Annotated in this window: 19 protein-coding genes and 1 tRNA gene; 17 read left to right on the top strand and 3 right to left on the bottom strand. The window is 70.4% G+C overall.

All coding sequences use genetic code 11. The annotated features are described in order from the left end of the window. Window positions 1–3: 3 nt before the first annotated feature. From gspG to ACLBWH_RS13885, 10 genes are all read left to right on the top strand, one after another. A complete protein-coding gene (gspG, locus tag ACLBWH_RS13930) occupies window positions 4–444 on the top strand; it encodes a type II secretion system major pseudopilin GspG (protein ID WP_447799517.1) in 441 nt (146 codons plus the stop codon). Window positions 445–485: 41 nt separating this feature from the next. Beyond that, window positions 486–896, top strand: coding sequence for a GspH/FimT family pseudopilin (locus ACLBWH_RS13925; protein ID WP_447799516.1), 411 nt, complete (start codon window positions 486–488; stop codon window positions 894–896). Next, the gene (gspI, locus tag ACLBWH_RS13920) at window positions 896–1,261 is read left to right on the top strand and encodes a type II secretion system minor pseudopilin GspI (protein WP_447799515.1); all 366 of its coding nucleotides are present in this window, start codon (window positions 896–898) and stop codon (window positions 1,259–1,261) included. Before ACLBWH_RS13925 ends, gspI begins: the two co-directional genes overlap by 1 nt. Next, the gene (gene gspJ, locus ACLBWH_RS13915) at window positions 1,258–1,953 is read left to right on the top strand and encodes a type II secretion system minor pseudopilin GspJ (RefSeq protein ID WP_447799514.1); all 696 of its coding nucleotides are present in this window, start codon (window positions 1,258–1,260) and stop codon (window positions 1,951–1,953) included. Before gspI ends, gspJ begins: the two co-directional genes overlap by 4 nt. Further along, a complete protein-coding gene (gene gspK, locus ACLBWH_RS13910) occupies window positions 1,943–2,926 on the top strand; it encodes a type II secretion system minor pseudopilin GspK (protein ID WP_447799513.1) in 984 nt (327 codons plus the stop codon). The genes gspJ and gspK overlap by 11 nt, the downstream gene beginning before the upstream one ends. Beyond that, window positions 2,923–3,999 (top strand): type II secretion system protein GspL, encoded by a 1,077-nt coding sequence (gene gspL, locus ACLBWH_RS13905; RefSeq protein WP_447799512.1) that lies wholly within the window; start codon window positions 2,923–2,925, stop codon window positions 3,997–3,999. Before gspK ends, gspL begins: the two co-directional genes overlap by 4 nt. Next, window positions 3,996–4,466: a type II secretion system protein GspM gene (gspM, locus tag ACLBWH_RS13900; RefSeq protein WP_447799511.1), complete on the top strand. Its 471-nt coding sequence runs from the start codon at window positions 3,996–3,998 to the stop codon at window positions 4,464–4,466. The genes gspL and gspM overlap by 4 nt, the downstream gene beginning before the upstream one ends. Next, window positions 4,463–5,176 (top strand): type II secretion system protein N, encoded by a 714-nt coding sequence (gene gspN / locus ACLBWH_RS13895; protein WP_322849475.1) that lies wholly within the window; start codon window positions 4,463–4,465, stop codon window positions 5,174–5,176. Before gspM ends, gspN begins: the two co-directional genes overlap by 4 nt. A gap of 49 nt (window positions 5,177–5,225) precedes the next feature. Further along, a tRNA-His gene (locus ACLBWH_RS13890) sits at window positions 5,226–5,302 on the top strand. 100 nt (window positions 5,303–5,402) lie between these two features. After that, the gene (locus tag ACLBWH_RS13885) at window positions 5,403–6,455 is read left to right on the top strand and encodes a Glu/Leu/Phe/Val dehydrogenase dimerization domain-containing protein (RefSeq protein ID WP_447799510.1); all 1,053 of its coding nucleotides are present in this window, start codon (window positions 5,403–5,405) and stop codon (window positions 6,453–6,455) included. Window positions 6,456–6,670: 215 nt separating this feature from the next. Here ACLBWH_RS13885 and ACLBWH_RS13880 read toward each other — a convergent pair whose 3' ends face one another. Next, window positions 6,671–8,044 (bottom strand): class II 3-deoxy-7-phosphoheptulonate synthase, encoded by a 1,374-nt coding sequence (locus tag ACLBWH_RS13880; RefSeq protein ID WP_322847731.1) that lies wholly within the window; start codon window positions 8,042–8,044, stop codon window positions 6,671–6,673. A 187-nt stretch (window positions 8,045–8,231) separates the two neighbouring features. Here ACLBWH_RS13880 and ACLBWH_RS13875 point away from each other — a divergent pair, with 187 nt between their 5' ends. After that, window positions 8,232–9,257 carry a hypothetical protein gene (locus ACLBWH_RS13875; RefSeq protein ID WP_447799509.1) on the top strand — a complete coding sequence of 342 codons (1,026 nt, stop codon included), beginning with the start codon at window positions 8,232–8,234 and terminating at the stop codon, window positions 9,255–9,257. Window positions 9,258–9,309: 52 nt separating this feature from the next. Continuing rightward, a complete protein-coding gene (locus tag ACLBWH_RS13870; protein ID WP_447799508.1) occupies window positions 9,310–10,302 on the top strand; it encodes a M48 family metalloprotease in 993 nt (330 codons plus the stop codon). A 20-nt stretch (window positions 10,303–10,322) separates the two neighbouring features. Here ACLBWH_RS13870 and cysS read toward each other — a convergent pair whose 3' ends face one another. Together cysS and ACLBWH_RS13860 are read right to left on the bottom strand one after the other, a co-directional pair. Then, entirely contained in the window at window positions 10,323–11,750 is a 1,428-nt protein-coding gene (gene cysS / locus ACLBWH_RS13865) for a cysteine--tRNA ligase (RefSeq protein ID WP_447799507.1), read from the bottom strand. Window positions 11,751–11,797: 47 nt separating this feature from the next. Continuing rightward, window positions 11,798–13,285, bottom strand: a complete 1,488-nt coding sequence (locus ACLBWH_RS13860; protein ID WP_447799506.1) for a hypothetical protein — start codon at window positions 13,283–13,285, stop codon at window positions 11,798–11,800. A gap of 211 nt (window positions 13,286–13,496) precedes the next feature. Between ACLBWH_RS13860 and ACLBWH_RS13855 the strand changes: the two genes are divergently transcribed. From ACLBWH_RS13855 to ACLBWH_RS13835, 5 genes are all read left to right on the top strand, one after another. After that, a complete protein-coding gene (locus ACLBWH_RS13855; protein WP_447799505.1) occupies window positions 13,497–14,375 on the top strand; it encodes a glycosyltransferase in 879 nt (292 codons plus the stop codon). Next, window positions 14,368–15,171, top strand: coding sequence for a ChbG/HpnK family deacetylase (locus tag ACLBWH_RS13850; RefSeq protein ID WP_447799504.1), 804 nt, complete (start codon window positions 14,368–14,370; stop codon window positions 15,169–15,171). Before ACLBWH_RS13855 ends, ACLBWH_RS13850 begins: the two co-directional genes overlap by 8 nt. Window positions 15,172–15,234: 63 nt before the next feature. Next, window positions 15,235–15,741, top strand: a complete 507-nt coding sequence (locus tag ACLBWH_RS13845; RefSeq protein WP_447799744.1) for an RNA polymerase sigma factor — start codon at window positions 15,235–15,237, stop codon at window positions 15,739–15,741. Next, complete coding sequence (locus tag ACLBWH_RS13840) at window positions 15,738–16,688, top strand: FecR family protein (protein WP_447799503.1); 951 nt, start codon at window positions 15,738–15,740, stop codon at window positions 16,686–16,688. The genes ACLBWH_RS13845 and ACLBWH_RS13840 overlap by 4 nt, the downstream gene beginning before the upstream one ends. Before the next feature lie 64 nt (window positions 16,689–16,752). Continuing rightward, on the top strand, window positions 16,753–19,023 hold the full coding sequence (locus ACLBWH_RS13835; protein WP_447799502.1) for a TonB-dependent receptor: 2,271 nt from the start codon (window positions 16,753–16,755) through the stop codon (window positions 19,021–19,023).

The following is a 19,023-nucleotide window of genomic DNA, read 5'->3' as shown; positions in this document are numbered from 1 at the left end:
CACATGCCTACCGAACCCAAGAAGCGCCATCGCAACGACGAAGGCTTCACGCTCGTCGAGCTGATGGTGGTCATCGTCATCATCGGCCTGCTCGCCGCAATCGTGACGTTCAACGTCCTGCCCGCCGGCGACAAGGGCAAGATCACCAAGGCCAAATCGGACATCAGCACGATCGAAGGCGCGCTGGAGATGTACCGGCTCCAGATGAACAGCTACCCGACCACGTCGCAGGGCCTGCAGGCGCTCGTCACCGCCCCCGCCGGCGTCAACGCCTCCGAATATCAGCGCGGCGGCTATATCAAGAAGCTGCCGCCCGATCCCTGGGGCCGCCCCTATCTCTACGCCTCGCCCGGCCAGCACGGCGAGGCCGACGTCTGGAGCCTGGGCGCAGACGGCAAGGACGGCGGCGAGGGCGTCAACGCCGACATCACCAGCTGGCAATAACCATGGCCCCGCGCCGCAACGGTTTTACGCTTGTGGAGCTGATGGTGGTGGTGACCATCATCGGCCTCGCGGCGGCCGTGGCGGTGTGGAACATGCCCGATCCCCGCGGCCGGGTGGCGGACGAGGCGGCGCGCTTCGCCTTGCGCGCCCGCGCCGCGCACGACGCCGCGATCGTCGATGCCCGGCCGGTCAGCATCTGGGTCACCGCGGGCGGCTATGGCTTCGACCGCCGCGGCGCCGGACAGTGGGTGGCGATGGCGGAGAAGCCGCTGCGCGTCGAACGCTGGACGCCGGGCACCGTCGCCGCCACCGGCGAGGCGAGCGGCCGCCTGCGCATCATCTTCGATCCCACCGGCCTCGCCGACCGCCCCGCGCAGATCACGCTCACCCGCAGCGGCGCGCGCGCGGTGATCGACATGGCCGCCGACGGCTCGGTCCGGGTGGCGAGCTGATGCGGACGCGCGGCTTCACGCTCATCGAGATCATGGTCGCGCTCGCGGTGTTCAGCCTCGCCGTGCTCGCGCTGCTGCGGCTGGAGACCGCGACGATCCGCGGCGCGCATACGCTCGACGAGAGCCTCGTCGCCGGCCTCGTCGCGCGCAACGTCGCCAACGACGCGGTGACCGAGGCGCAGCCGCCCGTCGCCGGCCGCACCACCGGCAGCGAGGTCAACGGCGGCCGCAGCTGGACCTGGGTGCGGCAGGTCCGCGGCACCGGCAACGCCGCGATCGTCCGCATCGACGTCGCGGTGAGCAACCGCACCGGCCAGATCGTCGGCCGCACCACCGCCATCCGCCCGCCGGACCAGCCGTCGTGATCGCCAGGCTGCCGTCCCGCCCGACCGCGCAAGCGGGCTTCACCCTCGTCGAGGTGATGATCGCGCTGATGATCTTCGGCCTCATCGCCGCCGCCGGCGTCGCGATCCTCACCTTCAGCGTCCGTGCGCAGACCGCCACCGGCAAGCGCTTCGACGACATCGCCGCGCTCAACCGCACCGCGTCGCTGCTCGCCGGCGATCTCGGTCAGGCGATCGACCGCCCCGCGCGCGACGAGGGCGGCACGCTGCTCCCCGCCTTCACCGGCGAGGGTGACGGCCGCATCCGCTTCGTCCGCACCGGCTGGGCCAACGTCGACGCCGCGCCGCGGGCGAGCGCGCAAAAGGTCGCCTATCAGCTCGACGGCAATACCCTGCTGCGCGTCGCCTATCCGATGCTCGACGGTGCCGCGCCGCTGCCCGCGGTGACGCTGCTCGACAAGGTCGCCGGCGTCGGTGCGCGCTATCGCTACAAGGGCGCGTGGAGCGACCGCTGGGACGGCACGCAGGGCGCGCCGCTGCCGCAGGCCGCGGAGATCACCGTCCGCCGCACCGACGGCACCGCCTTCCGCCTGATGCTGCTCGTCGGCGCGGGCAGCAGCGCGAGCCCGGTATCGGGCGGCTTCCCCAATCCGGGTGGCTCGCCGACCCCTGCTGCCACCGGCACGCCCCCCGGACAACGCAATGGCCGCTGACCGCGAGCGCGGCGCCGCGCTGCTCACCGTCCTCCTGCTCGTCGCGATGATCGCGGTGCTCGCCGGCACCGCGCTCGAACGGCTGCGGCTGACGACGCGGCTCGCCGGCAATGCGCTCGCCGGCGAACAGGCGCGCGGCTATGCCCGCGCTGCCGAGGCGCTCGCCACCACCAAGGTCACCGACATGCTCGGCACCAGCCGCGACCGCGTCACGCTGGCCGGCGGCTGGAGCAACCGCCCGTTCGGCCTGCCGCTGCCCGGCGGCGGCCTCGCGGTGGCGCGGGTGCGCGACGGCGGCAATTGCTTCAACCTCAACGGCCTCGTCACCCGCCTCGGCCCTAGCGTCTACACGTCGACACAGGCGATAACCCAGCGCATCCAGTTCGTCCGGCTGATGCGCTCGCTCAACGTCCCCGCGCAATCCGCCGAACGGATCGCCGCCGCCGCCGCCGACTGGATCGACACCGATCAGGACCAGCAGGGCAATGGCGCCGAGGACCCCGTCTATCTCGCCCGCGCCACCCCGTATCGCACCGCCGGCACGCTGATGGCCGACCCCAGCGAGCTGCGCGCGGTCGACGGCGTCACGCCCGAAATCTACGCGCAGCTCCGCCCGTGGATCTGCACCTTGCCCGATGCCAAGCCGGCGCCGATCAACATCAACACGCTCCTTCCCGAACAGGCGCCGCTTATCGCTATGATGTTCCCCGGCAACCTGTCGGCCGATGCGATCCGCGGCATGCTGCTCCGCCGCCCGCCGCAGGGCTTCAAGGACGCCAGCACCTTCCTCAACCTCGCCGGCAATGGCGCCTCGCCCGACGGCGGCAACGGCGGCCTCGCGGTCACCTCGACGTGGTTCGCGCTCGCCATCGACGTCAGCAACGGCGGCACGCAATTGCAGGAAAGGGCGCTGATCGACGCAAGCCGGCTTCCCGCGCGGCTCGTTGCGCGGCAATGGGGCGACGAATCATGACGACGCTCCTGTTCCTCCCCTCCGGTGACCGCGGCTATCGCTGGCTCCGCCGCGCCGACGGCATCCTCCACGACGGCGAGGGCGTGCCGCCGGCGGGCGACGACCCCGTCATCGCGATCGTCCCCGCCGACGCGGTCGCGCTCCACTGGGCCGAGCTGCCCGTCCGTTCGCCCGCGCAGGCGATCGCCGCCGCCCGGCTGCTCGTCGCGGAGGCGAGCGCGACGCCGCTGGCCGAATTGCACGTCGCGGTCGGTGACGAGGGCGAGGGCGAACGCCCCATCGCCGTCGTCGCGATGGCGCAGATGGCGCAATGGCTCACCGATCTCACCGCGCAGGGGATCGACCCGCTGGCGATGATCCCCGCGGCCTTGCTGCTGCCGCGTCCCGACGAGGGCTATGTCCGCGCGACGATCGCCGGCGCGGCGCTGGTGCGCAGCCGCACGACCGGCTTCGCCGACGAGGCGCCGCTCACCGACCTGGTCATCGGCGACACGCCGCAGCAGACGCTTGACCGCGAGTCGATCGACATCGCGCTCGACGCCGCCACCGCGGCACCCGCGCTCGATCTGCGGCAGGGCGCCTTCGCGCGCCGTCGCCGGCGTATCGGCATCGACTGGGCGCTCGTCCGCCGGCTCGCGCTGCTCGGCGCCGCGATCCTGCTGGTCACGCTCGGCATCGATCTCGTCCGCATCGCCAAATACAGTTTCGGTGCCGACGCGCTGGAAAGCCGCGCCGATGCGCTCGGCCGCACCGGCCTTGCCCGCGGCGAGACGGTGACCGATGTCGACCGCCAGCTCGCCGAACGCCTGTCGGCGGTGCGCGGGCCGGGGCTCGGCTTCACCACGACGGTCGCCGCGATCTACGACGCGGTGCGAGCGACGCCGGGTACCGAACTGACATCGCTCGATTTCCAATCGAACGGCAGCGTCCGTATCGGCGTCGGCGCGGCGCGCGAATCGCTGCCGACCGATCTCAAGCGGACGCTGGAGGCGGCGGGCTTCACCGTCACCGCGGGGACGTTCCAATCCGCCAACGGAAGGGTGACGGGCGAGATGACGGTGACCCGGCGATGAGCGGCCTGCGCAACTGGTTCGTCGGGCGATCGCTGCGCGAGCGGCGGATGATCCTCGCTATGCTCGGCTTGCTCGTCGTGACGATCATCTGGGGCGGGATCATCCTGCCCGTCCGCGACGGCCTGTCGAGCGCGCGCGAACGCTATGCCGACGCGGTCGTCCGCTTCGCCGGGACGCAGGACGAGGTCGATCTGCTCCGCTCCGCCGGCCGACGCGTACCGCTCAGCGGCTCGCTCGCCGACACGCTGCGGCTGCGCGCCGACGCAGCCGGCCTCGCGCTCGCCACCGTCGACGATTCCGGCGGCGGCCGCGTCCATGCGACGATCCAGGCGGCCAAGCCCGCCGCGCTCGGCCGTTGGCTCGGAGGCCTCGAAGCGAACGGCATCCTCGTCGAATCGGCGACGTGGCGCGACAATCAGGACGGCAGCGTCGCCGCCGACCTCGTCGTCCGGGCGCGCGCCGCATGAGGCGCATCCGCCTCCGCACCGGCCCGGCCGCGTTGTTCGGCGCGCTGATGCTGCTCGCCCTGCTCGTCTTTTTGCCGTTACGCCTCGTGCTCGGCGCGATCGGCCTCGGCGAACAGGGCTTTTCGGCGCGCACCGTCACCGGCAGCGTCTGGGACGGGCGGCTCAACGAGGCGCGCTTCGGCGCTCTCGCTCTGGGATCGCTCGACGCCAGCCTGTCGCCCTTCGCGCTGCTGATCGGTCGCGCCCGCGTCGTCGTCGACGGCGATCCCGGCCTGATCCACGGCGCGATCACGATGAGCCGCCACGGCCAAGGCATCGACGACATGACCGCGACGCTGCCGACCGGCGCCGCCTTCGCGCCGCTGCCCGTCAACCAACTGGCGCTGGAAGGCGTCACCGTCCATTTCGCCGACGGCGTCTGCGACAAGGCGGAGGGCCGCGTACGCGCCCGGCTGATCGGCGAGGCGGCCGGCATCGCCTTGCCCGCCGAACTCTCCGGTGCGGCACGCTGCGACGGCGGTGCCTTGCTGTTGCCGCTCGTCAGCCAGGCCGGGACCGAGGGGATCGAGCTGCGCATCACGGGGCAGGGCCGCTACACCGCGGCGCTACGCATCAATCCCACCGACCCCGCCGCGGCCCAGCGGCTGGCGGCCTCCGGCTTCGTCGCCGGCGCGGGCGGATATCGACTTTCGGTGGAAGGAAGCTTCTGATGGCCTTGACGCGGGGCGTTCGGCCCCGCTAGGGGCGCATGCGTTCGCGGCGACCGTAGTTCAATTGGTTAGAGCGTCGGCTTGTGATGCCGGAAGTTGCGGGTTCAAGTCCCGTCGGTCGCCCCATTCTCCACCTTCTCCCCGCTTGGGTCCAGTTCGGGACTAGCCAAAGGTGTCGAGAAACAATATTGCGAGTTGTCGCAATTTTCTGCCAGCGGAGTGAGCTATGACCTCGGTATGGGATCTTCCCGATTTCGATTCTCATGAGGGCGTGCACGCCTTCACCGATCGGGCGTCCGGTCTTCGTGCCATCATCGCGGTCCACTCCACGCATCTCGGGCCGGCCGCCGGCGGCGCCCGCTTCTGGCATTACGCTTCGGGCGACCTTGCGGTGACCGACGCGCTGCGCCTGTCGCGCGGCATGAGCTTCAAGAACGCCATGGCCGGGCTCGCGCTCGGCGGCGGCAAGGGCGTCATCCTCGCCGATGCGCCGGGTGCGGTGATCGGCGAAGATCGGCTCAAGGCGTTCGGCCGCGCAGTCGAATCGCTCGGTGGGAAATACGTCACCGCGGAAGACGTCGGCATGTCCGAGGCGCGGATGAAGGTCATCGCCGGCGAGACCAATTTCGTCAGCGGCCTGCCCGTGGCCAGCGGCGCGGCGGGCGGCGATCCCGGCCCGTACACCGCGCACGGCGTCTATCTCGGCGTCAAGGCGGCGGCCAGGCGCGGGCTCGGCACCGACGACATGAAGGGCGTGCACGTCGCGATCCAGGGCGTCGGCTCGGTCGGCGGCGGCCTCGCCAAATTGCTCGCCAAGGACGGTGCGCGCCTGACGCTCGCCGACGTCGATGCCGAGCGCGCCAAGGCGCTTGGCGCCGAACTCGGCGCCGAGACGGTGGCGGCCGGCGCGATCCTCGGCGTCGAGGCGGACATCTTCAGCCCCAATGCTCTGGGCGCGATCCTCACCGAGGCGACGATCCCGACGCTGGTCGCCAAGGTCGTCGCCGGCGGCGCCAACAACCAGCTCGCGACGCGCGAGGATTACGACCGCCTCCACGATCGCGGCATCCTCTACGCGCCCGATTACGTCATCAACGCCGGCGGTATCATCAACGTCGGCCTCGAATATCTCGGCCAGGGCGACGAAGCCGAGGTGATGGCGCGCATCGCCAAGATCCCCGCCCGCCTCGACGAGGTCTGGGACGAGAGCGAGCGCACCGGCCGTCCGGCAGCGGAAGTCGCCGACACCATCGCACAGCGGCTGATCGGCCGCGGGTGAGGTGATTCCTCTCCGGTCCGAGGCCGGATCAACATTCGGGATTTAGGCAAAATTCCTCCCCCGCCAGGGGGAGGTGGCATGCCGCAGGCATGACGGAGGGGGAGGTAAGCGACACGTCTGTTCCGTGTCCTCCCCCTCCGTCACGGCTTCGCCGCGCCACCTCCCCCTGGCGGGGGAGGAATTGTCATCGTCCCCGCGTTGAAGGTCGATCGGTCCTAGGCGGCGGCCTTGCGGCGTTCCGCCATTTCCTCGTTGAGCATCTCGGCGAGGAGGAAGGCGAGTTCGAGGCTCTGGCCGGCGTTGAGGCGCGGATCGCAATGCGTGTGGTAACGGTCGGCCAGGCTCTGTTCGGTCACGTCGATCGCGCCGCCGGTGCATTCGGTGACGTTCTGGCCGGTCATCTCGGCGTGGATGCCGCCGGCATGCGTGCCCTCGGCGCGATGCACCGCGAAGAAGCCGCGGACCTCGGCGAGGATGCGGTCGAACGGCCGCGTCTTGTATCCGGTCACCGCCTTGACGGTGTTGCCGTGCATCGGGTCGCAGCTCCACACCACCGGATGGCCTTCGCGCGTCACGGCGCGGACCAGCTTGGGCAGCGATGCCTCGATCTTGTCGTAACCATAGCGGGTGATCAGCGTCATCCGCCCCGGTACGCGGCCGGGATTGAGCGTGTCGAGCATACGCAGCAGCGCGTCAGGATCGAGGCTCGGCCCGCATTTGACGCCGATCGGATTGCCGATGCCGCGCAGGAATTCGACGTGCGCCGATCCTTCGAAGCGGGTGCGGTCGCCGATCCAAAGGAAATGCGCGCTGGTGTCGTACCAGTCGCCGGTGAGCGAATCCTGCCGGGTCAGCGCCTCCTCGAACGGCAGCAGCAGCGCTTCGTGGCTGGTGTAGAAATGCGTCTGCGCGAGCTGCGGCACCGTCTCGGGATCGATGCCGCAGGCGGCCATGAACTCGAGCGCCTCGCCAATCCGATCGGCGGTCTCGGCATATTTCTTCGACCAGGGGCTGCGGCCCATGAAGTCGTGCGTCCAGCGATGCACCTGATGCAAATTGGCGTAGCCGCCCTGCGCGAAGGCGCGCAGCAGGTTGAGCGTCGCCGCCGATTGCGAATACGCCCGGATCATCCGCTGCGGATCGGGAATGCGGCTTTCGGGCGTGAAGGCGATGTCGTTGACGTTGTCGCCGCGATAGCTCGGCAGCTCGACCCCATCGATCGTCTCGTTGGGAGCGGAGCGCGGCTTGGCGAACTGGCCCGCCATGCGGCCGAGCTTCACCACCGGCAGCTTCGACGCATAGGTCAGCACCACCGCCATCTGCAGGATGACGCGGAAGGTGTCGCGAATGTTGTTGGCGCTATGCTCGGCAAAGCTTTCGGCGCAATCGCCGCCCTGGAGCAGGAACGCCTTGCCGGCGGCGACGTCGGCAAGCTCGGCGGTCAGGTTGCGCGCCTCGCCCGCGAAGACGAGCGGCGGATAGGTCGCCAGCGTGTCGGTCGCGCGGGTCAGCGCCGCGGCGTCGGGATAGTCGGGAAGCTGGCGGGCCTCTGCCTTGGTCCAGCTGTCGGGGGCCCAGTTCGCGGCCATGATCTGTCGTCCTTCGGGTCTAAACGCGTCGCGACATGCGCCCAAAACGGCCCTGACGCAATGAAGGAAGGCTTTGGCGCCGCATGGCGGGGGCTTTGCCGGTGCCGCCGGCGGCCACGGATGCTGGCGGAATCGCCAGCCGGTCTGCTAGCAGGCTATTCGGGTGTGGGGCCACGGGGGACAGACGATGAAACGGGCGATGATGATCCTGGCGCTGGCGACCGCTGCGCCGATTGCCGCACGCGATCTGCCGGTGCCGCCGGGCAAGAGCTGGCAACATGCGGAGACCGGATTGATCCTGCGGTCGCAGCTCGCCGGCCTGCCGCGCGGCGCGCTGACCGATGCCACGCAGAGCGAACACGATGTCGCCGCGCAATTCGAAGCGCCGGATGGCAGCGTCAGCGCGACGGTCTACCTCTTCCATCCGGCGGTGCCCGACGTCGCGCTGTGGTTCGACCGGTCGCGTACCGCGATCGAGAGCCGCGACCTGTTCCGCAATGCGGCGCCGGCGTCCGCCGATCCGATCGCCTTCGCCGCGCCGGGCGCGACCGCCGCGTCGTCGTTGCGGCAGGTATATGCCAATGCCGGCAGGGGGTATCGCAGCACCGCGCTCGCGGTCGTGCCCGTGGGCGAATGGATCGTCAGTATCCGGATGAGCGCCAAGGCGCTGACCGCGGAGCAGCTCGATGCGCAATTGCAGCAGGCGATCGCGACGATCCACTGGCCACGGCCGGCCGGTCCCGCGACGCCGGCGGCGACGCCGATCAGGGCGTGCGCCACGCCGCTGGTCTTCGCGCACGCGAAGCCGATCAAACCCGCGGGCGGCGACATGCTGATGGCGTTGCTCGCCGGTAGTATCGCGGCGAAGGCGAAGGCCGATCCCGCCACACCGCCCCAGCCGCGACCCTCATGGTGCCGCGAGGGCGATGCGCGCCTCGAATATGGCGTCTATCGAGCCAATGGGGCGGGGTATGAGATGGCCTTGTACGACGCCGGCCGGACGGTCAGCGTCTATCCGTCGCTGATGGGCCAAATCGACAAGAGCGGAACTTACACCGTGGCGCTGACCGACGTCGACGGCACTGTGTCGAGCTTCCCCACCTTCGACGGATTGCCGACCCCCAAACAGGTTTGGGAACTGGTCGCCAGCGGCAAGCGCACCGGCGTGTCGAAGGGCAATCAGGTGACCATCGATGCCAAGAGCGTTCGGTAGAGAAGGCGTATCGGAGGTTTCGCGGGCGAACGCGCTGTTCTAGGGCGGCGGGATGAACAAGGCTCTGCTGTGCATCGCGCCCGTATTGCTCGGGATCTGGAGCCCGTCGCCGGCCCGGGCGCAGGATAGCGCCGCGACCTTCACGGCGTTGCGTGCGGTGGACGGGCGGATGGCGGGGATCGCCTATCGGCTGACCACCGCCAATGCCGCGCTGTGCCGCGAGACGGCGCCGACGCCGGGCTGGGCGCTCCATGCTATCGACCAATATGACGCACCGTTGCGCGACCAGGCACGCCGCAGCTTCGGGTTCGAGACGCCGATCGCAGTCGAGGCGGTGGTCCCAGGCTCACCCGCGGCCGCCGCGGCGGTACGCGAGGGCGATTCGATCGTCGCGATCGACGGCAAGCGGGTCGATGGCGCAGTGCCGGGCAAGACCGCGACCAGCGCCGCGCGCGATGCGGTGATCGCGACGATCGCCGGCCTGCCCGCCGACAAGCCGCTGCGCGTCGACCTGCTGCGCGACGGCAAGGCGCGCAGCGTCACCATCGCCGCGTCGCCGGGCTGCCGCAGCGCGTTCGAGGTGCTGCTCGGACCGGGGATGGACGCGTCGGCGGACGGGCGGATCGTGCAGATCGCGGTGCGCTTCTTCGAACGCTACACCGACGACGAGGTCGCGGTGGTCGTCGCGCACGAACTGGCGCACAACATCCTCCATCATGCCGCGCGGCTCGACGCCGCCGGGGTGAAACGCGGCCTGCTGTCGGAGGTAGGGCGCAACGGCCGGCTGTTCAGGCTGACCGAGGATCAGGCCGATCTGCTCGGCATGTATCTGCTGCGCAACGCCGGCTACGACCCGCAGATCGCGGTGCGCTTCTGGCGCGAACATGGCGGCGACGTCGACGGCGGCCTGTTCCGCAGCCGGACGCACCCGTCCTCGGCGGCGCGCGCCAAGGCGCTGGAGGCGGAGATTGCGCGCATCCCCGCGAACGCACCGAGGCCGTACGTGCCGCCGATCATCGCGACGGCGGATCAGCCGCTGCAATAGAGAGGCGCGACCGTCGCCGGTTACGGCGTTACCTTCCAGTCCCAACCGAGCGGATCGCCGTCCATCACCTCGACCCCCAGCGCGGCGAGTTCGTCGCGGATCGCGTCGGAGCGCGGGAAGTCCTTTGCCGCGCGCGCCTCGCGACGCTCGGCGAGCCGCGCCGCGATCCCCGCTTCGTCGATGCCGGCGCTGGCCGGGCGGACGCGCAGGTCCTCGCGGGACAGCGTCGTCAGGCCGAGCCCGAGTACCGCGTCGAAATCGCCGAGCGCGGCGAGCCGGGCGGCGGGGCCGATCGTCTTGTCGGCGAGCAACTCGTCGAGCACCGGCAGCGCCTTGGGCGTATTGAGATCGTCGGACACCGCCGCATCGAGCCGCTCGATATAAGGCGCGGCGGAGGCGGCGCCCTTGCCTTCGCCGCGGGCACGGAGCGCCGCGACGGTCTGGACGTAGCGTTTCAACCGCGTCTGCGCCGCGGCGAGATTCTCCCAGGAGAATTCCAGCTCGCTGCGATAATGCGCCTGCAGGCACATCAGGCGATAGGCGAGGGGGTGGAAACCGCGCTCGACCAGCGTCGGCAGGATGAGGAATTCGCCCGACGACTTGGACATCTTGCCGGTGCGGTCGACGAGGAAGTTGTTGTGCATCCACAGCGTCGCGCCGGTGTCGGCGGTGCCGCTGAACGCCTGATTCTGCGCGATCTCATTGGGATGGTGGATCTCGCGGTGGTCGATGCCGCCGGTGTGGATGTCGAAATGGGCGCCGAGATATTGCCGGCTCATCACCGAACATTCGAGATGCCAGCCGGGCGCGCCGCGGCCCCAGGGGCTGTCCCATTCCATCTGGCGATGCTCGCCCGGCGCACTGGTCCGCCAGATCGCGAAGTCGGCGGCGTGGCGCTTCCCCGCCACCGTCTCGATCCGGCCCTCGGCGGGGCCGTCGTCGCGGGTGCCGGCGAGGCGGCCGTAATCGGGGACGGTCGAGGTGTCGAAATAGAGGCCGTCGGGAAGCTGATAGCAATGTTTCGCGGCGATCGCCTCGCCGAAGGCGATCATGCCCTCGACGTGGTCGGTGGCGAGCGGGAAGCGGGCGGGATCGCGGACGTTGAGATCCTTGAGGTTCGCCTTGAATGCCGCGGTGTAATGCGCGGCGACCGCCCAGATGTCGCGGCCGCTGGCGCGCGCCGCCGCCTCCATCTTGTCGTCGCCCGCGTCGGCGTCGCTGGTCAGATGGCCGACGTCGGTGATGTTGATGACATGGGTCAGGCCATAGCCCTTCCACGTCAGCACCCGGCCGAGCGTGTCGGTGAACAGATAGGCGCGCAGATTGCCGATATGCGCATAATGATAGACCGTCGGCCCGCATGAATAGATGCGGACGTCGGCGGGATCGGCGGGCTGGAACAGCTCCGTCATGCGGGTCAGGCTGTTGTGGAGCGTCAGCGGCGTCATGCAGGCGCTCTAGCCCGGCGGAGGCGTCCGCGCCAAGGGGCGTGACGTCAGCGCCGCAGCGGCAGATCGTCGCGCAGATAGACGAGCAGATGCGCGTCCTCGCGCGGCACCGCCAGCACCCGGCGATAGCGCGCGGCGAGCGCCTGCGTCATCGCCGCCTGGCTGTCGCGGTTCCACGGCGCCATCGGCGCGTCCATCGTCACGATCACCGGCGGCCGGCCGGCGAGGATGCGGCGGACCTCGGCGGCCTCGTCGATGCCGGTGGCGCCCTGTTCGGCTTCATAGGCGAGCGTCGATGGGAAGGCGTAGGCGGTGGGGATACAGGCAGATGCGAGATGGTAGAGGATGGCGTCGCCGGCGAAAACATAGGGGCAGCCGCCGCGGTCGTTCGCCGCCATCACCCGCGCCACCACGCGCGCCGATGCGGCCTCGGTCGGCACCAAAGCCACCCGCGCGACGAACAGCAGCAGGCCGTAGCCGAGCAGCGCGACGGGCGCCGCCCGGTACCGGCCGACCGCCACACCGGCGATCATCGCCAGCGGCACCATCAGCGGCAGCGCATAATGATCGAAGAAGGCGCCGATCATCGCGAAGGCGACCAGCGCCGCGGCGAGCCAGCCGAAGGCGATCGCCACCTCGGGCCGGCGCGGCCGCACCCGCCACGCGAGCGATGCGCAGGCGATGAACGGCAGCAATTGCGCGGTGGTGCCGGCGAGCCGTGCGGCGATCTTGGCGGCCGGATAGCCCTTGCGCAGCGAGACCGAGGCGAAATTGGCGAACCAGAAGGCGTCGAACACCGCCGGCCCCTGCCACCGGTAGAATAGCACGACCACCGCGGTCGGCAGGACGCCGAGCACCGCCCAAACCAGCCCCGAAACCCCGAGCCGCGCGAGCGAAGCGCCCGCGCGGCGGAGATACCAGAGGTGGACGAGCCCGAAGAACGCGCCTTCGACGACCGGCGTATATTTGGTCTGGATCGCGAGGCCCGCGAGCAGGCAGGCAGCGCAACCGTTGGCGACGATCGCACCTGTGGCGCCGCGCGCGGCGAGCTGCGGCAGGCGCAGCGTCAGCACCGCCGCGGCGGCGACGAACAGATTGTAGAAGACCGGCGACTGCCCGCCGCGCCCGCTGAGCAGCGACAGCCACAGCACATAAGCGAGGCCGGCGACCAGCGCCCCGCGCGGCGTCGCGCCGAGCCGCAGGCTGCCGCGCGTGACCAGCCAGGCGGTCGCCGCGGCGAACAGCGTCGCGACGAGCTGATAGGCGAGGATGCCGTCGCCGGGCAGCAACCGCATCGCCGCGAAGATCAGGAACAGTCCCAATGGCTTGCGATCCCACAGATCGACATAGGGCAGGGCGCCGTGGAGCAAGCGGTCGCCGACGAGCAGATAATATTGCTCGTCGACATGGATGATCGGATTGCCGAAGTCGCGGCCGCGGACCAGCAGCGCCCAGCCGAGCAGCAGCAGGAAGGTCGCCATGGCGCCAGGACGGCTGGCGGGGACGGTCGTCGCTGCGGCCGGGGAACGCGCCATAATGATCATGCCGCCCCCTTAAATCCGGCGATCCCCACCGTCATGCGCCATTTTTTTGTGCGGGCAGGTGTGGAACGTCCAATTCGGTATCGTCTGTCATTCGGGGCATCGCAGCGACTGACGCGCGGAGCCGACATGGCCCGCGGGGGGTGGGCCATGTCGGCATGCGCAGCGGTCCGCGATGCCACCGAGACCGTCTGCCGGGGGCATCATGTTTCTGATCAACGACCACGATCCGTTGTCCCGCAGCGCGGCGGGGTCTTCGATCGCCGCGCGGCGGCTGGATCGCCGGCCGACGCCGCTGTGGACCGTGCTGATCCCGTTCTTCAACGAGCGTGATTATCTCGCCGCGACGATCGCCAGCCTCGCCGCGCAGAGCGTGCGCGCGATCATGATCCTGGTCGACAACGGCTCGACCGACGGCAGCGCCGAGGTGGCCCGCGCCGCGGTCCGCGCGCACGGGCTCGACGCGCTGGTCATCACCGAGACGACGCCGGGCAAGGTCGCGGCGCTGCGCACCGGCCTCGGCTGGGTGCGGACCCGCTATGTCGCGACTTGCGACGCCGATACGCTCTATCCGCCGCACTATCTCGCCGAGGCGGAGCGGCTGTTGCAGCGCGACCGCTGCGTCGTCGCCGGCGCCTATTTCGTCGCCCCCGGCGCCGATCAGGCGGCGTTGGATGCCGAGGCGCGCAAGATCCTGTCGGCGGCCAAGCTGCTGCCGCGGCAATGCCATGCCGGTGGTGCCGGCCAGTGTTTCGATGTCGAGGCATTGCGCGCGGTCGGCGGGTTCGACGCGGCGATCTGGGGCTATATCCTGGAGGATCACGAGGTCATCCACCGCACGATGACGCGGGGACGGATGCTCTATTCGCAGGACCTGTGGTGCATGCCCTCGCCGCGCGAGCGCGACCGCGAATCGATCCGCTGGACGCTGTTCGAACGGCTGGTCTATTCGGCGACCGCGCCCTGGGCGGGCAGCTGGTTCTTCTATCGCTTCCTCGCGCGCCGGCTGCAGCGTCGCAAATTGCTCAGCGTCCAGATGCGCGAGCGCGCGCATCAGCATGTGGAGGGCGCGGCCGTTGCGTAATCTGGTCCTGTGCGCCGACGATTTCGCCTATTCGCGCGGCGTCAGCGAGACGATCGCCGAGCTGGCGGCGAACGGCAAGCTCAACGCCACGAGCTGCATGACGCTGATGCCGGGCTGGGCGGACGATGCGGCGCTGCTCCGCGATCTGCCAGCGCACGTGTCGATCGGGCTGCACCTGACGCTGACGCAGGAACGGCCGCTGACCGACATGCCGCTGTTCGCCCCCGACGGCCGGCTGCCCGAGATCGATCCGCTCGCCGGCCGCGCCGCCCGCCGGCAATTGCCGCTGGAGGAGATCGCGGCCGAGATCGCCGCGCAATTCGACGCCTTCACCGCGGCGATGGGCCGCGCGCCCGATTTCGTCGACGGCCACCAGCATTCGCACGCCTTGCCGGGCATCCGCGACATCGTGCTGTTCGAGACGGCGAGCCGCGCGCCCGACGCCTGGGTGCGCGACTGCACCGATCGGGTCGACGCGATGCTGGCGCGGCCATTCGTGGGAAAGGCGATCGGCAGCGCCTTCCATTCGCGCGGATTGCGCCGGGCGGCGGCGCGCTATCGGTTGCGGTGTAACGACAGTTTCGCCGGCCATTATGATTTCTCGACGGATTACAAACGCTTGTTCCCGCGCTTCCTGCGGCGGGCGGCGGGCATGCATCTCGTCATGTGTCATCCGGGGGCGGGCAAGCGCGCCGGCGACGCGATCGCCGAGGCGCGGCCGCGCGAAGCGGACGTCTTGCGGAAATGGCCGATAGCGGACATGGCGGCGGCGGAAGGGCTGGCGTTTCCAGCCTGACGGGAGCGCGGACGCAGATTGGCCGACGGCGGACTTCGCGCCATCTTCCTCGAACAACGCGCGATGCTGTCGCGACTGTTGACGGCGCGGCTCGGGAACCGCGACGATGCGGAGGATGCGCTGCAGGACATGTGGTTGCGGATCGACCAGCTCGCCGATCAGCCGATCGCGCAGCCGGCCGCCTTCCTGTATCGCGTCGCCAGCAACCTCGCCACCGATCGCCGGATCGCCGCCGCACGGCGCGGCGCGCGCGAGGCGGCGTGGCTGGAGGACCAGCCGACCGCCGACGATGTGCCCGATGCGGAACGGACGCTGGTGGTGCGCGACGAACTGCGCGTCATCGAGGCGGCGATCGCCGATATGCCCGAACGGATGGCCACCGCCCTGCGGCTCTATCGTGTTGAAAACAGGCCGCAACGCGCCATCGCGGTGCAATTGGGGATCAGCGTCAGCGGCGTCGAGAAGCTGTTGCAGCGCGCCTACCGGATTATTCATGCCCGCGCCGAACAGATTGGTGCGGATATGCCGGTGGCGCATCGTCATGATGATGGAAGGGGGCAGCGCCTGTGAGCCGTGACGCACCGAACATCATCGACCAGGCGATCGCCTGGCATCTGCGCCAGGATCACATGGCGGCGGAGGAGTGGGAGGGCTTTGTCGCCTGGCTCGAAACCCCCGCGCATGCCCGGGCCTATGACGCGGTGGCGATGCGCGACCGGCTGGTCGCCGAGGCGGCGTTCCCCGCACCCGTCGCCGTGCCGGAAGCGGCGAACGACGACCAGCCCGCGACGCGCGGCCGGTGGCGGCTGGCGGCTGGCGGCGCGATGGCCGCGGCGCTCGCCGTCTGGCTGGTGCCGACGACGTTCGGCTCGCACCCCGCCGAGACCGTCTATGCGACCCGCGACGGCGAGCGTCGCGATGTCCGCCTGACCGACGGAACGCAGATCGCGCTCAACGGCGGCAGCCTGTTGCGGGTGAGCGGCGCGGATCCACGCAGCGTCGCGCTCGATCGCGGCGAGGCGACGCTCCACGTCGTTCACGATGCCGCGCATCCGTTCGAGCTGCGCGCGGGCGATCAGGTGATCCGCGATCTCGGCACGACCTTCGACGTGCTGCACACCGGCGAGCGCCTGTCCGTCGCGGTGGCGGAGGGATCGGTGCTGTTCCAGCCCGACGGTGCCGGGCTGCGGCTCGGTGCCGGCGAGGCGGTGACGATGGCGGCGGACCATCGCATCGTCCGCAGCATGGTGCCGGCGGCGGCGGTCGGCGGCTGGCGCAAGGGCGACCTCAGCTTCGAGGGGATACCGGTCGGCGAGGTCGCGGCGAGCCTGCGCCGGCGGCTTGGCGTCGACCTGCGCATCGTCGGCGACTTGTCGCGCCGCCCGTTTACCGGCATGATCCACGTCACAGGCGCTGCCGATCGCGATGTACCGCATCTGGCCGAACTGATCGGGGCGACATGGCGGCGTAATGGCGAAGGCTGGGTATTGGCGGATCGCGGTCCCGCGACGCCTTAGGCTTGTTTCCACAATAATCGCGGCCACCGCCTGCCTGCCGTCGGTCGCGTATGCGCGCGATGTCGTGATAACCCTTGCCATCCCCGCGACGACGCTCGACGCGGGGGTGCTGATGCTCGCGCAGAGCAGCGGCGTCGAGATCGTCAGCACCGAACCGGGCCTCCACGCGGTCCGCTGCCGCCCCTTGCGCGGTACGATGCCGGTCGTGCAGGCGCTTAAGAGGTTGCTCGCCGATACCGGCTATCGCGCGATCGCCGGGCCGGGCGGCATCTATCGCATCGTCGCCGCGCCGCGCCGCGTGCGCCCGCCACGGCCGACGCCGTCCCGTCCCGTCCCGCCGCCCGACGTGCCCGCCGACATCGTCGTCACCGCGAGCAAGCAGCGCGTGCCCTTGCTGCGCTACCCCGGCAGCCTCACCCTGGTCGGCACGACGGCGCAGTCCAATGGCGCGACCGGGGCGATCAGCGACCTGACCAATGCGGTGCCGGTGTTGCAGAGCACGCAGCTCGGGCCGGGGCGCAACAAGGTCTTCATCCGCGGCATCGCCGACAGCAGCTTCAACGGCACCACCCAGTCGACCGCCAGCGTCTATCTCGACGATGTCCAGCTCAACGCTTCCGGTCCCGATCCCGGCCTGCGCCTCTACGACATGCAGGCGGTCGAGGTGATGGAGGGGCCGCAGGGCACGCTGTACGGCGCCGGCGCGATCGGCGGCGTGCTGCGGCTGACCTCGAACGCGCCGATGCTCGACCGGATCGCCGCGGCGATGAGCGGCGGGGTCGTCGCCACGCACGGCGGCGCGGCGGGCTACGACCTGTCGGCGATGGTCAACCTGCCCCTGCTCGACGAGCGGCTGGCGCTGCGCAGCGTCGCCTATGTCGTGCGCGACGGCGGCTATATCGACGATCCCGCGCGCGGTCGCGACGTCAACCGCGTCGGCACCGTCGGCGCCCGCGTCGCGCTGCGCGCCGAGCCCGGCGGCGGCTGGCGGATCGACACCAGCGGCGTCGTCCAGCGGATCCGCGCCGCGGATGGCCAATATGCCGAGAGGAGCGACGGCAGCTACCGGCGCAGCAGCCGGATCGCGCAGCCGTTCGCGGACCATTTCCTGTTCGGCCGCATTGTCGTCGCAAAGGATTGGGACAGCGGCCTGCACCTCGTCTCGGCGACCGGGGTGGCGGATTATCACACCGGCGAGGTCTTCGACGCGACGCCGCGCGGCGTCGGGCGACCGCTGGCCTATAGCGTCGACACCGCCAAATTGCTGCTGTCGCACGAGATGCGGCTGTCGCGTTCGACCTCGGCGGGCAATTCCTGGCTCGCCGGCTTCACCCTGGTCAGCGACCGGTCGGCGCTGTCGCGCGCGCTCGGCCTGACCGGCAACCAGATGGATATCGTCGGCGTCACCAACGTCACCCGCGCCGCCTCGGCGTTCGGCGAAATGACGCTGGCGGTGACCCCGAACCTGTCGGTGACGCTCGGCGGGCGCTTCACCAGCGCGCGGATCGACGGCGAACCGTCGGCGACGCGGCGGCCGGGCGCCTATATCCGGGGCCGCTCGACGCAGCGCGCCGATCCGACGCTCGCCTTGTCCTACCGGCTCGCGCCCGACCTCGCGCTGTTCGCGCGCTATCAGACGGGTTTCCGCACCGGCGGGCTGGCGGTCGCGCAGGGGATCGGCCGGGTCGCCAATTACCAGGCCGATTCGATCGCGGTCGGCGAAATCGGCATGCGCCGGCTGCGGCGTGGCACGACCGGGCTCGGCCTGTCGGTGAGCGCATCGACCGCGCGGTGGCGCGGCATCCAGGCCGATCTGCTCAACCGGCGCGGACAGCCGTTCACCACCAACCTCGGCAACGCCAATATCCAGACGCTGGAGGCCTCGCTCGACTGGGTGCCGGTCGCCGGGCTGCGCCTCGATGCCGCGGCGCTCTACACCTACAATCGGGTGCGCGGACCGGTCGCCGACCAGTCGCGCGAGGACAATCGCCGGCTGCCCGAGACGCCGCCGTTCGCGGGCCATGCCGCGCTGAGCTACGCCTGGGGGCAGGGGCGGAGCATCGCGCCGCGGGTGGCGGCGACGCTCGATTATGTCGGGCGCTCGGTGCTCGGCACCGGCGATCTGCTCGACGTCAGCCAGGGCGATTATACCACCTTCGGCGTCTCGGCGGGGCTGCGCTGGCGCAATCTCGACCTGACGCTCGGCCTCGACAATCTCACCGATGCGGCGGCTAATCGCTTCTCGTTCGGCAATCCCTTCGGCCTCGCCGCGCGTAATCAGGTGACGCCGCTGCGACCGCGCAACGTGCGCGTCGGCGTGTCGGCCGCGTGGTAA

The sequence above is a fragment of the Sphingomonas sp. M6A6_1c genome (assembly GCF_053345135.1).
This window is presented reverse-complemented; position numbering and strand designations above follow the sequence as displayed.